Genomic DNA, 14,003 nt, shown 5'->3' on the forward strand with positions numbered 1-14,003 from the left:
CGCTGTCATCTGGAGGTAGCGTCATGCAAGGTGCCATCACTGCCTATATCGACGTCGCGCAGGTCGTGCTCTACGCATTCTGGATTTTCTTTGCCGGGCTTATTCTCTATCTCCGGCGTGAAGACAAGCGCGAGGGATATCCGCTCGAGGCAGGGCTGCCGGACCGGGTAATCGCGCAGGGTTTTCCGGCGATCCCGGAGCCGAAGACCTTCGAACTCACCCATGGCGGCAGCGTGCAGGCGCCCAATCGCATAGGCGATACGCGCGACATTCGCGCCGCGCCGGTGGGGCCCTGGCCCGGCGCACCGTTGGAGCCGACTGGCGATCCGATGATCGACGGTGTCGGACCAGGTTCCTTCGCCATGCGCTCGGACAAGCCGGAACTTGCCTATGACGGCAAGCCGAAGATCGTGCCGCTCCGCATCGCCAGCGATTTCTGGGTCGATTCCGAGGATTCCGACCCGCGCGGCATGGATGTGATCGGCGCAGACGGCAAGACGGGTGGCATCGTCGTCGAGGTCTGGGTCGATCGCTCGGAGTATCTCATTCGCTATCTGGAAGTCGAACTCGCGGGTGCCACGGGCGGCGGCCATGTCCTGCTGCCGATCAATTTCTGCAAGATTGACCGCCGGCAGGAATTGGTCCGCGTCAGTGCGATCCTGGCTGACCAGTTTGCCCGCGTACCGCGCTTGGCCAATCCGGACCAGGTCACGCTGCTGGAGGAGGACCGGATCACTGCCTATTACGGCGGCGGGACACTCTATGCCGAGCCCTCCCGCCTGGGGCCGCTGCTATGAGCAGGCTGAGGGCCAGGAAGATCCGCGGACTGCCTGACGATCTTCCGGCGGGAGAGCGGCTGCTGTGGCAGGGTGCGCCGAGCTGGCGGGCGCTCTCTGTGCGTGCCTTTCACATACGCAAGGTGGCAGCCTATTTCGCCCTGCTTATCCTCTGGCGCGTTGCGAGCGGCCTTGCCGACGGTGCCGGTCTGGCCGAGATTGTCGCTGGCTGCGCAGGCCTCGCCACTCTTGCCGTCGCGGCGATCGGAATACTCTTGATGCTGGCGTGGCTCTCTGCGCGGACGACGGTCTACAGCATCACCTCGCAGCGGCTGGTGCTTCGCTGCGGCATCGCGCTGTCGATGGATCTCAACATTCCCTTTGGCAGGATCGGAGCGGCGCAGCTCAGCCTGAACGGGGACGGTACCGGCGACATCGCGCTGACGCTGCCGAAAGGGACCCGCATCGCCTATCTCAATCTCTGGCCGCATGCCCGACCATGGAATTTCCGGGCGCCGCAGCCGACATTGCGCTGCATACCGCAGGCAGCCCGGGTCGCCGATCTGTTGTCGCGCAGCCTGGCGGCGGCGACCGGCGGCCAATCGCATGCTGTCACAGCGAACGTGGGCGAGGCTATTTCGGCGCCGATCCCGCCGCAAGCCAGCGCCGCAGCCTGAGGAGGCGGGAATGAGCGATCCCTTCGCTGATCGGCCACTGCCACGCGCCACCTTGCTGGGCGCCGGCGCCTTGGTCGCCTTTACCCTGGTGGCGGTCGCTGCGGCGCGTCTTGGCGGGACCGAAGCGACTGCCGTGCCATCCGTTCCCAGCCTTGAGAGCCGCGATCTGCGTTTCCTGGATCAGGCAGATGGCGCGGTGGCTGTCTACGACCTGAAGGATGGCAGCGCGGTGGCGCTGCTGCCGGCCGGTTCCAACAATTTCATTCGCGGTGCCTTGCGAGGTCTCGCGCGGGAACGCAAGCGCCAGGATATCGGCATGGCGCCGCCGTTCCGCCTCACCCGCTGGGCCGACGGACGCTATACCCTGGAAGATACGGCCACGCGGCGGACGATCGACCTGCGTGCCTTCGGTTCCACCAATGTTCAGGCCTTTGCCGATCTGCTGCAGGCCGGGAAGGGGATGCCATGAACCCGCGCCGTCAGGGCATGACAGTTCCCTGTACCGTGGAGATCGCCCATTCCGCCGAAGCACTCTATGCGCATGTGACACTCGACGGTGTCGACGTCGGCCCGGGCGACGTGGTGGAGATCAAGGATGCGCCCTGTTTCGTCGGTTTCGGTGGCGCCGTGAAGGCCCGGCGGACTGCGCGCGTCTTCCGCGCAGGTCGGCTGCGGCGCCTGTGGACGCGCTGGTCGGCGTTCCTAGCGCTTGGGCATCTGTGCGAGGTGGGATTCGACAAAAGGAGATAAACATGACCGCGATGACAAGGCCGGGACCGGCCGCCGCACCCAATGACACAACCCAGATGGCGCTCACCGAGACAGTGCTCAGCCCGCGTTTCTACACCACCGATTACGAGGCGATGGACCATATCGACATCGCCCCGGTGCGCGCGGAGTGGGACGAGATGATGGCCGAATTCCGCCGCGACTCGAACCACGACCATTTCACCCGACCGCCGGAATTCGAGCTCGATCTCAGCCACATCAAGGATGGCCTGCGCGAGGAGTTTCTCGACTTCCTGGTCAGTTCCATCACCGCCGAGTTTTCTGGTTGCGTGCTCTATACCGAGATCCGCAAGCGCATCAAGAATCCGGATATGAAGGAACTTTTCGGACTCATGGCGCGCGATGAATCGCGGCACGCGGGCTTCATCAACGAGGCATTGCAGGGTTTCGGTGTCGGTGTCGACCTCAGCTTCCTCACCAGGGCCAAGGCCTATACCTATTTCCAGCCGAAATTCATCTTCTACGCGACGTACCTCTCGGAGAAGATCGGCTATGCGCGTTACATAACCATTTTCCGGCAACTCGAGCAGCACCCCGAGCTTCGCTTTCACCCGATCTTCAAGTGGTTCGAGCGTTGGTGCAATGACGAGTTCCGCCATGGCGAGGCCTTCGCACTGATCATGCGAGCCAACCCACAACTGCTCCGTGGCGTCAACAAGTGGTGGATCCGCTTCTTCCTGCTGGCGGTGTTCGCGACCATGTATGTTCGCGACCACTCGCGGCCTGCTTTCCACAAAGCGCTTGGACTCGATCCGACGCGCTTCGACATGACGGTGTTCCGCATCACCACCGATATCTCGCGGCAGGTGTTTCCGCTGACCATAGACATCGAAAATCCGCGTTTTCTCTCCTTGCTCGAGCAATTGCGCCGCATTTCCGAGGTGAACGACCGGGCGCGCGCCCGCGGCGGCATCGTCGGCGCGTGCCAGCGGGTCGGCTGCATGGCGGCAAGTGCCGTAACGTTCACCCGATTGTTCCTGATGCGCGACAAGGCAAATCCGCTGCCGGCACAGGTCCGCATGGCTCCGGCCTGGTAGCTCGCCATGTGGGACATCGCCCTCCCCGTGCTCTATGCGGCCTTCGTGTGGTGGTTTGCCACCGGGGTGATCCTGCTGCTGGTCGGTCGTCCGCGTTGGACCTATGGCTGGAGCATGGCGGGGGCCACTGTCCTGCTCATGGTCGCGCTGGGCGGCGTGACGATTTCCGGCGCAATGACGGATGAACGTGGCGCCTATCTCGGCTTCACCGCCGCCATCCTGGCTTGGGGCTGGTTGGAAATGGCCTTTCTGATGGGCTTCGTGACCGGCCGGCGACCGCCAGTGCGGTCGGAACCTGCGGGCAGTTGGCGTCATTTTGTCGATGCCATCGCCGCGATCATCGATCACGAATTGTCGCTTATCGCCGGTGCGGTCGTTGTGATTGGCCTGAGTTGGGGCCAGCCCAATCAGGTCGCGGCGTGGACCTTCCTGGCACTGTGGGGGATGCGCCAGAGCGCCAAGCTCAACCTCCATTTCGGCGTGCGGAACCTGAACGACGAATTGTTGCCGCCGCATCTCCAGCATCTGCGGATCTATCTGCGGCGGCGGACGATGAACCCGCTGTTTCCCGTTTCCATTGCGATCGGTACAGCAATCTGCGCCCTGGTCGCGGCGCGGGCCGTAGGGCCCGCCAGCGATTCGTTCGAAGCGGTCGGCCTCACCCTGCTCGCGACGATGCTGGCGCTTGGCGTGTTCGAACATTGGATGATGATCCTGCCGCTTCCGGTCAACGACCTGTGGCGCTGGAGCCTGCGCGGACGCGGCAGCAACATCGAGCCTGCGTCAAGTGGCGCAGTCAGTGACATGCTGTCGGTGTCGGAATCGGCGCGTGTCCATGTCTGTTCCACTCCGCCCGCCTGGCAGGCAGCTCGCCGTCGCACGCGCTCCGACGCACCGATCTTTGCCGGGCGAACCCGCCGACCCTTCCGCGCCCCTTGGAGGCCATGATGAACTACGAAGCCTTTTTCCGTCGTCATTTGGAAGAATTGCAGCGCGAGGGGCGCTATCGGGTCTTCGCCGATCTGGAACGGCAGGCCGGGAACTTCCCATGTGCCACCAATCACCACGCTGACGGCCGGCACGAGGTCGCCGTCTGGTGCTCGAACGACTATCTCGGCATGGGCCAGCATCCCGACGTGTTGGCAGCCATGCATGAGGCGATCGACCGCTGCGGGGCCGGGGCAGGGGGAACCCGCAACATCTCGGGCACCAACCACTACCATGTCCTGCTGGAACGCGAACTGGCGGACCTGCACGCCAAGGAATCTGCGCTGCTCTTTACCTCGGGCTATGTCTCGAACTGGGCGACACTGGCAACGCTGGCCGCACGCCTGCCCGGCTGCGTGGTACTTTCGGACGAGGCCAATCATGCTTCCATGATCGAGGGTATCCGCCACAGCCGTGCCGAGAAGCTCATCTTCGCACATAACGATCCGGAAGACCTGGCGCGCAAGCTGGCGCGCCTGGATCCGGCGCGGCCCAAACTGGTTGCCTTCGAATCGGTATATTCGATGGATGGCGACATTGCGCCGATAGCCGAACTCTGCGACGTGGCGGACGCGCACAATGCGATGACCTATCTTGACGAGGTCCATGCCGTCGGCCTCTATGGTCCACGCGGCGGCGGCATCGCCGAACGTGAGGGTGTCAGTCATCGCCTCACAGTCATCGAAGGAACGCTGGCCAAGGCGTTTGGCGTGCTGGGCGGCTACATCGCCGGCTCGGCGGCCTTGTGCGACTTCGTGCGCAGCAACGCTTCCGGTTTCATCTTCACCACGGCGCTGCCGCCGGCTGTCGCCGCGGGTGCTCTCGCCAGCGTCCGCCATCTCAAGGCGAGCGGTGCCGAACGCCGGCAGCACCAGGCGATCGTGGCCAAGGTGCGTGCGCGGCTGAAGCAGGCCGGGCTGCCGGTCCTGGAGAATGCCAGCCACATCGTTCCGGTCATCGTCGGCGACCCGGTCCGGTGCAAGGCCATCTGCGATGCGCTGCTCGAGCGGCACGGCATCTACGTTCAGCCGATCAATTATCCGACCGTGCCGCGCGGCACCGAGCGGCTGCGGGTGACACCGTCCCCGCTCCACGGGGATGCGCAGATCGATCGTTTCATCGAGTCGCTCAGCGCCGTGTGGGCTGAGTTCGGCCTGCGACGGGCGGCTTGATCTGCCCGGCAGGGTCTTTGTGGGCAAATGCTGCGGAGTTAGGTTCATGAACCTAGGAAAATTATCAATTCCTTGAAAACGTGACAATTTTCCCCACGATTGTTCGGTTGAAGTGACGTCCATCCGCGTCAAGATTCCGGCAAAGAGTCGCCCTGCGGCATTAACGAAGTTTTCCACTGTCAAGGTTTCGGGTAGTGTGCTGCGCAATTGCCAGGGCTCGGTCGGACCGGTTCCGCCCGAGCGATGGTCGCTATGGCCTGACTGATTTTACAAAGCAGAGCTGAATGAGCATCGGCCGACCAGACGTCACGCTGCTTCTCGACAAGGATGGCATCATTCGCGATGTCACCTTGTCCGATGCAGAACCGAAAGATCGGGCGCTCGACCTGATCGGGCAGCCGTGGGTGGACACGGTCGCCGATCTGGGCGGCGACAAGGTGCGGTCTATGGTCGAGGACGCGCGTGCCAGCCGCGTTTCTGCCTTCCGCCAAGTGACGCAGCGCCTGCCTGGCGGCCGCGAAATCCTGCTGGAATTCACCACGGTACGGCTCGAAGGCTCGGCCGGCTTCATCGCCGTGGGGCGCAGCCTCCAGGCCGTTGCCGATCTGCAGTCTAAGCTCATCGCCGCACAGCAGGCCATGGAGCGCGACTACTGGAAGCTGCGCCAGGTCGAATCCCGCTACCGCATTCTCTTCGATGCCTCGGCAGAGGCGGTTGTCCTGATCCGGGCCATCGACCTGCGCATCGTCGAGGCCAATCCCGCTGCCCTCCGCGCACTCGGTCTTGCCGCGCAGAAGGGCAAGGCAATTGCCGGACGGGAGTTGCTGCCGGAACTCGCCGCCGAGGATCGCGAATCGTTCCAGGCGGCGCTGGCGCAGGCCCGAGAACAGGGCAGGGCACCGGGGATCCTGCTGCATCTCGGGCGCGAGGCACAGCCCTGGATCGTGCGCGTATCCCTGCTGACCGCGGAAGCCGGCCCACTTTATATGCTGCAATTCGCACCAACGGGTGTAGCCGTCAACGGTGGCGATCTTGGCGAGGCGGTATCGACCGAGGACCTGATCGAGCGCGTCCCGGACGGCTTCGTCGTCATTGATGAAGACGGCATTGTGGTGCGCGCCAATCGCGCCTTCCTCGATCTGGTGCAGGTCGGCGGTCGTGGCACCGTTGCCGGCGAGCGGCTCAGCCGCTGGCTTGGCCGGCCGGGTGCGGATCTCACCGTGCTCCTCTCGACCGTGCGCCAGCATGGTGTCGTGCGCATGTTCTCGACCACGCTGCACGGCGAACTCGGCCTGGACACCGAGATCGAGATATCCGCCGTCGGCGCCTACGATCCGTCGCCCAAATTCATCGGCGTGCTGATCCGCGACGTCAGCCGGCGCCTCAGCCAGACCCCGGTCGAGCGGGGGCCGGACGTCATCCATCTGCCGGCGGCAGAGGAAATCGGTCGCAGCACCCTGCGCAAGCTGGTGAAACAGACCGTGCAGATGGTCGAACGTCACTATGTCGAGGCGGCGCTGCGCATGACGGGGGACAATCGCACCGCTGCCGCGGAACTGCTGGGCCTCAGCCGGCAGAATCTCTATGCCAAGCTCGACCGTTACGGACTGACGGATCGCGCCGACGCCAGCGATCGCGACGCATAGAGAAACGGGATTGCGGATTTGGTCGCCTCAACCCTCCTCAATCCCGCCTTCGGGCAAGCGAACCTCTCCAACTGCGAACGGGAGCAGATCCACCTTGCCGGGTCGATCCAGCCGCATGGTGCGCTTCTTCTGGTGCGCGAGCCGGACCTGGAGATCGTGCAGGTCAGCGCCAATGCTGCCGAATTCCTCGGCCTCGCCGAATCCCTGCTGGGCCTGCAGCTCAGCCAGATCAAGGGCGATCTTGCCAGTCGTATCCGAACGCATCTCGGTGTGACCCTGCAGACCATTGCAACGGCGGTGCGCTGCCGCATCGGCGAGCCGGCGGTCGAGTTCGACGCCCTGCTGCACCGGCCTGTTGGGGGTGGGGTAATCATCGAGTTGGAGCGCGCCGGGCCGAAAGTGGACGTGACGCACCAGATCGAAGGTGCGTTGCGGGCGATTCTAAGCGCGGCGACGCTGCAGTCACTGGCCGAGGAGGCGGCGGAGATCTTTCGCGCCTATACGGGCTATGATCGCGTCATGGTCTACCGTTTCGACGAGGTAGGCCATGGCGAGGTGTTTTCCGAGCGCCGCCGGCCCGATCTCGAGGCCTTTCTGGGCAACCGCTATCCGGCATCGGACATTCCACAGATCGCGCGCCGGCTCTACGAGCGCAATCGCGTGCGCTTGATTGGCGACATCAACTATGCGCCGGTGCCGCTGACACCCCGGCATTCGCCGATGACCGGCCAGGACCTGGACATGTCCTACTGCTTCCTGCGCAGCATGTCGCCGATCCATGTGCAGTATCTCAAGAACATGGGCGTTGCGGCGACGCTGGTTGCTTCGCTCGTGGTTGGTGGCCGGCTTTGGGGCTTGATCTCCTGTCATCACTACTCACCGCGGCTGATCCACTACGAGGCGCGCGGCGTGTGCGAGGTGCTCGCGGAGGCCATCAGTACCCGCATCGCCGCACTCGAGGGCTTCGTCCAGGCGCAGGCCACGCTTTCCGTCCGCCGGATCGAGCAGCGGCTGGTCAAGGCCATTGCCGACGATGGCGACTGGCAGGGTGCATTGTTCGACCAGCCGCAATCCCTGCTCGAACCCCTCGGGGCCAGCGGAGCGGCGCTGCTTTTCGAAGGCCAGGTGCGGGCGGCCGGCGACGTGCCCGGCACGTCTCACCTGCGCGAGATGGGGCGGTGGCTGGACCAGCAGCCGCGCGCCGGCGTGTTTGCGACTGCCTCGCTCGGTGCCGAGAATCCAGAGTTCGAGGAAATCCAGGCGGTGGCAAGCGGCCTGCTGGCGGTGCCGCTTTCCAACTCGCCAGGCGAGTATCTGCTCTGGTTTCGACCCGAACAGGTGCGGACGGTTACCTGGGGCGGCAATCCCTTCAAGCCGATGGTGGTCGGTGACGATCCGGCGGATCTGTCGCCGCGTCGCTCGTTCGCGCAGTGGCATCAGCTGGTCGAAGGAACATCGGAACCGTGGAGCCAGTCGGACTATTCGGTTGGCCGCCAGGTTGGCGAGATTCTCTCTGATGTCGTGCTGCAGTTCCGCTCGGTGCGAACGCTGATCGTGCAGGAGCAACTGGCCCAGGTCAGCCAGCAGGTGCGCCAGTCGGAGCATCCGGTGATCGTCGCCGACGGTGCCGGCCGCATCCTGGTCGCCAACGAGGCCTTCGACCGGCTGCTACAGTCGGCCCATCCGCATTTCGATACGATCGAGGATCTGGCGCCGTACTTTGCCGAACCCTCGAAGGTGCGACAGGATCTGCGAGAACTGCTGACGCAGCGGCGCAGCTGGCGTACCGAGCTGCTGCTCAATGCGCGTGGCGGGCAGCCGCGTGCGCTCATGGTCCGCGCCGATCCGGTCTTTGCGGCAGCAGACCGGGTGCTCGGTTTTGTGTTCCTCTTTGCCGACCTGACCGAGCGCAAGGCGGCCGAGGCCGCGCGGCGGCGGTTCCAGCAGGAGACCATCGAGCGGCATCGAAACATGTCGCAGCCGCTCGATACGCGCGTCGACCTGATCTATAGGAACCTGATGTCATCTCTGGTTGGCAACGCCCAGATAGCCGCCCTGGAGATCACCGACGGGCTTGATCTGGACCGTGTTCCGGAAATGCTGGACAGCGTCCAATCATCGGTGGCGCGGTCGGCCGAATTGCTGGAGCACCTGTTGTGGTATACAAGCCGGGGCGGCAGCGGCGATTAGCGCCGACTCGCCGACCTTGATCCGCTGACTTCCTTGCTTGCCGATAGGCTCATGGCGTTTCTTCAGTGACCGTCAACTGACAACCCGGGGGTGGCGTGGTCAACCGCCTGTTTTGCCGCGGCCACCACTGCTGCATCGCCGCTGCCGCCGCCGCCGGCAACCTGCACCGTCGGGAAGGCGAAGTGGATGCCGTTCTCATTGAAGGCCTTGCGGATCATGGCCAGAGCCTTTCTGCGGATGGTGAACTGTTCGCCCGGCTTGGTCATCATCTTGACGCGAATCTGGATGGCGAAGTCGCCGAATTGCTCGACCCCCTGCATCTTCATCGGCTCGAGGATATGCGGTGCAAACTCCGGATCCGCCGCCAGTTCCTTGCCTACTTCCTTGATCAGCTTGCGGGCCTTGTCGAGATCGCTGTCATAGGTGATGCCGATGGTCAGCTTGTCGATTACCCAGTCGCGGCTCATGTTCTGCACGGCACCAAGTTCCCCGAAGGGCACCGTGTAGAGCGGACCGCGATGATGGCGCAGCTTGACCGAACGCAGGCTGAAGGATTCCACCGTACCCTTGTAGGAGCCGCTCTGGATGTACTCGCCAACCCGGAAGGCGTCGTCGAGCAGGTAGAACATGCCGCTGATTACGTCCTTGACCAGGGTCTGTGCGCCGAAGCCCACCGCGACACCGACAACGCCGGCGCCGGCGATCAGCGGCCCGATCTCGATGCCGAGGCTGGAGAGCACCATCAGAACGGCGATCACCAGAATGACGATGAAAAGGACGTTGCGCAGGATCGGCAACAGGGTGCGGAGGCGCGCGCGGCGACGCGAGGTCTCATCGCCCGCCTGAGCGGCCTCGTGGTTGGCGCCAGACTGCAGCTGGGAATCGATCATGGCGCGCAGGGCGTGCCAAAGGAATTCGGCTATCAGGATGATGACGATTGCGGAGAGAATGCCCCGAAGAATCCGGGTTGCGAGCGTATCCTGCATGGTCATGGCGACCAAATCGATATCCCAGGCCCGCGCCAGAAGAAGTGCCGCCGCAATGATCAGCACGGCGCGCAGGCCGCGATCCAGGCTGACTTCGGCCAGGCCGCGCATCTGGGCCGGGAGTGAGCCATCGCCCGGCCGCAAGATGTGATTGACTGAGCGCCGCACGAGCCGAATTGCCGACGGCAACGCAACGACAACCACCGCGAGGGAGAAGAGCGGCATTGCGCTGGCGACCCAGAGCAGCCAAAGCACTGCGAAATAGACCGACACCAGCGCGTTTTTCAGCCTGCGACGTTCACCGCCACGGTCGCCGTCGGCGCTGGAAGCGGGACCCGGCCGCCGCCAGACGGCCTCCAGGCCAATTGCCAGCAGGACGAGGCCCAAGGCATAGGCGATCAGCTTGCGTACCGGCGGCATGACGTCCATCGCCTGCAGCAGTGCCACGGTAACCCAGGCAATGCAGAGCCATGCCACGGCAACGCCGATCCGGCGATACCAGAACCACGCTGCCGGTGTCGGCATAGGTACCAGGCGAAAGCGTTCACCGCCCGGAGCCAGGGCGAAGCGGGCGATGGCCAGGGCCAACCGTGTCACCAGGAACGCCACGAGGTAGGCAAGCACGATTTCGCGCAGGAGGGCCGGCCAATCGAAGGCCAGAAAGGCGCCGACGCTGCCGATGGCGAAGGAGAGGACAACACCTACCGAAAACGCCAGCCGAACCCCCGCCGCCCGCAGCCGTTCGGTCGAGCTTTCGAGATCAACTCCAACAATCCAGGTCTGCGCCCCGCGCGTGGCGCGCCAATAGACGAGTTCGACCACCAGGCCAAGGCCGAGAAAGGCGAAGATCAGCGCGATTGTCTCAAGAACACCGTGATCCGCCATCTCCAGGATCAGGCGGTCGCGGAGCCGCATCATTTCACCCGAGACGTTCGGTACGGCCGCGATGATCCCGTCGATATGCTGGCGAATTTCGCGCAGGCGCTGGTCCATAAAATGGGCAGGATTCTGCATCATGCCGGCAGACGTCGGTGAGGCCGGCTGGACTCCAGTCTCGCCGGTCTGCTGCGCGACCCATTCACGCACGGCGGGATCATCCATGAGGCGCAGCAATTCCTGCACCTTTTCCGGCATTGCCTCCTGGGCAATGGATGGCGTGGCAAGGACCAGGAACAGGATGCCGAAACCGGCAATCAATTGCCTGCGGCAACGGGCAAGCCCGCGCAAGGTGCGCAAATTAAAGACCCCGATTTTCATCGCCGATCACCCCATCCCACTGCAGGCTTCGGTGGCAGCCGCCAGTTGCAGCACGAGGGCAACTCTAGGGCGACTTTTTCCATCTGTCTCTTACTACCCGCGCCGATCCCATGTATTCTACAGTAACTTGCGCCCGGCTGCTGTCGGGATTGCGCAGCGCATTCTAGATTGATCGCCCTAGATTGAGCGCCTGCCGCCTTGGAGGTCAGCCAGCTTGCGTAACGACCTTACCCGCCTCATCCTGTCAGTCCTTTTCATCGGCGCATTGATTGGTGTGTCGGTCTGGATCCTGAGGCCTTTTTTGCCCGCCATCGTCTGGGCGACGACCCTGGTGATTGCCACCTGGCCAATTCTGCGGCGTACTGAGGACCGGTTGTGGGGAAGCCGTGCCCTTGCCACTCTGGCCATGACGCTCGCCCTGCTGCTGGTCTTTGTCCTGCCCTTTTCCCTCGCCATAGGAACAATTGCTGCCAATGCGGGGCAGGTGCTGGACTGGGCGGAATCCGCTTCTTCGGCCACGCTGCCGGCCCCGCCGGATTGGCTCTCCGGCATTCCGTTGGTGGGCGATTCCCTGTCCCGGGCCTGGGACAGCGTCACTCAGGCGGGGAGCCGCGAATTGCTGCAGAAGCTGCGGCCCTATGCCGGCATGTTGACGGAATGGTTCATCGGTGCCGTGGGCGGCTTTGGCGCGGTCGTTCTGCAATTCCTGCTGACCATCGCCATTTCGGCGATCTTCTACCTCAACGGCGAAAAAGCTGCAGCTGCCGTGATCGCCTTCGCCGTGCGGCTGGCCGACGAGCGTGGCCGCCAATCCGCGATCCTGGCGGCGCAGGCCATTCGCGGCGTGGCGCTGGGCGTCGTGGTGACCGCGTTCATCCAGTCTGCCATCGGCGCATTGGCATTGCTGCTGGCTTCCGTTCCCTATGCCGCCATCCTCATTGCCATCATGTTCATGCTGTGTATCGCACAGCTGGGCCCGGGGCTGGTGCTGGTTCCGGTCGTCATCTGGTTGTTCAGCCAGGGCGAGGCCGCCATGGGTACCGTTGCCCTGGTTATCAGCCTGGCGGCGATCGGCTCGGACAATATCCTGCGCCCGGTCCTTATTCGCCGCGGTGTCGATTTGCCGATTCTGCTGATTCTGGTGGGTGTGGTTGGCGGCTTGGTGGCATTCGGCCTTATCGGCATCTTTCTCGGACCGACCGTGCTGGCGGTCGCCTATACACTGCTCGGCGCCTGGGTCGCCGAGGGCCGAACCTCGGCCGGCAGACGCCTCGACTAAGCCTTGGCAGCGGTGCCGAGCACGTCCGCCGTGTGGCGGGCGATCATGCCTTCCTCGTCAGTCGGGATCACGAGGCCAGCGACCGCCGAGCCGTCGGCTGTAATGCGACCGCCGGTTTCCTTGCCGGCGTTCGAGTTGCGCCCGGCGTCGGCGACAACCCCAAGCCATGCGCAACCCGCCATGACGGCGGCTCGGGTCGCCGAATCGTTTTCGCCGATGCCGGCAGTGAAAACGATCGCGTCGACGCCGCCCAGGGTTGCGGCCAAAGAACCGATTTCTCGGACGACCCGGTATTCGAACAGCGCGACTGCCTCGGCCGCCTCCGGCGCGGATGATGCGCGCAGCGTACGCATGTCCGATGATATGCCGGAAATGCCAAGCAGGCCCGACCGACGATAGAGGAGGTCGGCGACAGTGCGGCTGTCGAGGCCCTCCTCATCCATCAGGTACAGGATGACACCGGGGTCAATGGCGCCGCAGCGTGTTCCCATCATCAGGCCGTCGACCGCGGTGAAGCCCATGGTGCTGGCAACCGAGTGACCATCCCGCATGGCGCAGAGGCTGGCGCCGTTGCCGAGGTGGGCGACGATCACCCGGCCACGTGCCAGACCGGGCGCAACCTGATGCAGGCGCTGGGCAATGTAGGCATAGGAATGCCCATGGAAGCCATAGCGCCGGATACCCTTGGCGAAATATGCCCGCGGCAGCGCGAAGGTTTGCGCGATTGCCGGCTGGGTCTGATGAAAGGCGGTATCGAAGCAGGCGACCTGCGGCAGGTCTGGATAGCGTGCGGCGATGGCCTTGATCGGGGCAAGGTTGTGCGGCTGATGCAGCGGCGCCAGCGGTATCAGGCCGGCAAGGTCGGCCAGGACGCGATCATCGACCCGCACCGGTCCGCAATGGAAGATGCCGCCATGGACCACGCGATGGCCGACCGCGGAGAGGCGGACGCCGGGCATCGTGGCGGCGGCGGCGAAGACCTCGCGCGTCGCACTGTCATGGTCGAGTTCATCGGCGGCCCAGCGCCGCTCGAACCGCTCACCGCTGTCACCCATGACCCAGGCGAGATGCGGGTTGGTGCCGATGCCTTCCACCTGGCCGTGCAACCGACGGTCCCTGCCGGCTGCATCGTAGAGCGCGAACTTGATGCTGGACGACCCGGCGTTGATGACGGCAAGGCAATCCGGCCCGCTTTGCTGCATGCCGG

12 protein-coding genes are annotated in these 14,003 nt (G+C 64.2%); 10 read left to right on the top strand and 2 right to left on the bottom strand.

Going from position 1 to position 14,003, the window contains the following annotated elements:
• Positions 1 to 23: 23 nt before the first annotated feature.
• The 9 genes from puhA (at position 24) to A8950_RS06140 (ending at position 9,274) form a co-directional block, all read left to right on the top strand.
• On the top strand, positions 24 to 797 hold the full coding sequence (gene puhA, locus A8950_RS06100; protein WP_133612756.1) for a photosynthetic reaction center subunit H: 774 nt from the start codon (positions 24 to 26) through the stop codon (positions 795 to 797).
• On the top strand, positions 794 to 1,453 hold the full coding sequence (gene puhB, locus A8950_RS06105) for a photosynthetic complex putative assembly protein PuhB (RefSeq protein ID WP_133612757.1): 660 nt from the start codon (positions 794 to 796) through the stop codon (positions 1,451 to 1,453). Before puhA ends, puhB begins: the two co-directional genes overlap by 4 nt.
• A gap of 10 nt (positions 1,454 to 1,463) precedes the next feature.
• The gene (gene puhC / locus A8950_RS06110) at positions 1,464 to 1,922 is read left to right on the top strand and encodes a photosynthetic complex assembly protein PuhC (protein WP_133612758.1); all 459 of its coding nucleotides are present in this window, start codon (positions 1,464 to 1,466) and stop codon (positions 1,920 to 1,922) included.
• On the top strand, positions 1,919 to 2,203 hold the full coding sequence (locus tag A8950_RS06115) for a hypothetical protein (RefSeq protein ID WP_133612759.1): 285 nt from the start codon (positions 1,919 to 1,921) through the stop codon (positions 2,201 to 2,203). The genes puhC and A8950_RS06115 overlap by 4 nt, the downstream gene beginning before the upstream one ends.
• 2 nt (positions 2,204 to 2,205) lie before the next feature.
• Complete coding sequence (gene acsF / locus A8950_RS06120; RefSeq protein WP_133612760.1) at positions 2,206 to 3,279, top strand: magnesium-protoporphyrin IX monomethyl ester (oxidative) cyclase; 1,074 nt, start codon at positions 2,206 to 2,208, stop codon at positions 3,277 to 3,279.
• Positions 3,280 to 3,285: 6 nt separating this feature from the next.
• Positions 3,286 to 4,227, top strand: a complete 942-nt coding sequence (gene puhE / locus A8950_RS06125; protein WP_133612761.1) for a putative photosynthetic complex assembly protein PuhE — start codon at positions 3,286 to 3,288, stop codon at positions 4,225 to 4,227.
• Positions 4,227 to 5,438 (top strand): 5-aminolevulinate synthase, encoded by a 1,212-nt coding sequence (gene hemA / locus A8950_RS06130; RefSeq protein ID WP_133613224.1) that lies wholly within the window; start codon positions 4,227 to 4,229, stop codon positions 5,436 to 5,438. The genes puhE and hemA overlap by 1 nt, the downstream gene beginning before the upstream one ends.
• 284 nt (positions 5,439 to 5,722) lie before the next feature.
• Positions 5,723 to 7,084 (top strand): transcriptional regulator PpsR, encoded by a 1,362-nt coding sequence (gene ppsR, locus A8950_RS06135; protein ID WP_133612762.1) that lies wholly within the window; start codon positions 5,723 to 5,725, stop codon positions 7,082 to 7,084.
• Between the two features lie 18 nt (positions 7,085 to 7,102).
• The gene (locus tag A8950_RS06140; RefSeq protein WP_133612763.1) at positions 7,103 to 9,274 is read left to right on the top strand and encodes a GAF domain-containing protein; all 2,172 of its coding nucleotides are present in this window, start codon (positions 7,103 to 7,105) and stop codon (positions 9,272 to 9,274) included.
• Between the two features lie 62 nt (positions 9,275 to 9,336).
• Here A8950_RS06140 and A8950_RS06145 read toward each other — a convergent pair whose 3' ends face one another.
• Positions 9,337 to 11,517, bottom strand: coding sequence for a mechanosensitive ion channel family protein (locus A8950_RS06145; protein ID WP_133612764.1), 2,181 nt, complete (start codon positions 11,515 to 11,517; stop codon positions 9,337 to 9,339).
• Positions 11,518 to 11,731: 214 nt separating this feature from the next.
• On the opposite strand from A8950_RS06145, the gene ydiK reads away from it, so the two are divergent.
• A complete protein-coding gene (ydiK, locus tag A8950_RS06150; RefSeq protein WP_133612765.1) occupies positions 11,732 to 12,796 on the top strand; it encodes an AI-2E family transporter YdiK in 1,065 nt (354 codons plus the stop codon).
• On the opposite strand, the gene A8950_RS06155 is transcribed toward ydiK, so the two are convergent.
• On the bottom strand, positions 12,793 to 13,998 hold the full coding sequence (locus A8950_RS06155; protein ID WP_133612766.1) for an acetate/propionate family kinase: 1,206 nt from the start codon (positions 13,996 to 13,998) through the stop codon (positions 12,793 to 12,795). The genes ydiK and A8950_RS06155 overlap by 4 nt on opposite strands.
• Between the last annotated feature and the right edge of the window lie 5 nt (positions 13,999 to 14,003).

The organism is Dongia mobilis, assembly GCF_004363235.1.
GTDB lineage: Bacteria > Pseudomonadota > Alphaproteobacteria > Dongiales > Dongiaceae > Dongia > Dongia mobilis.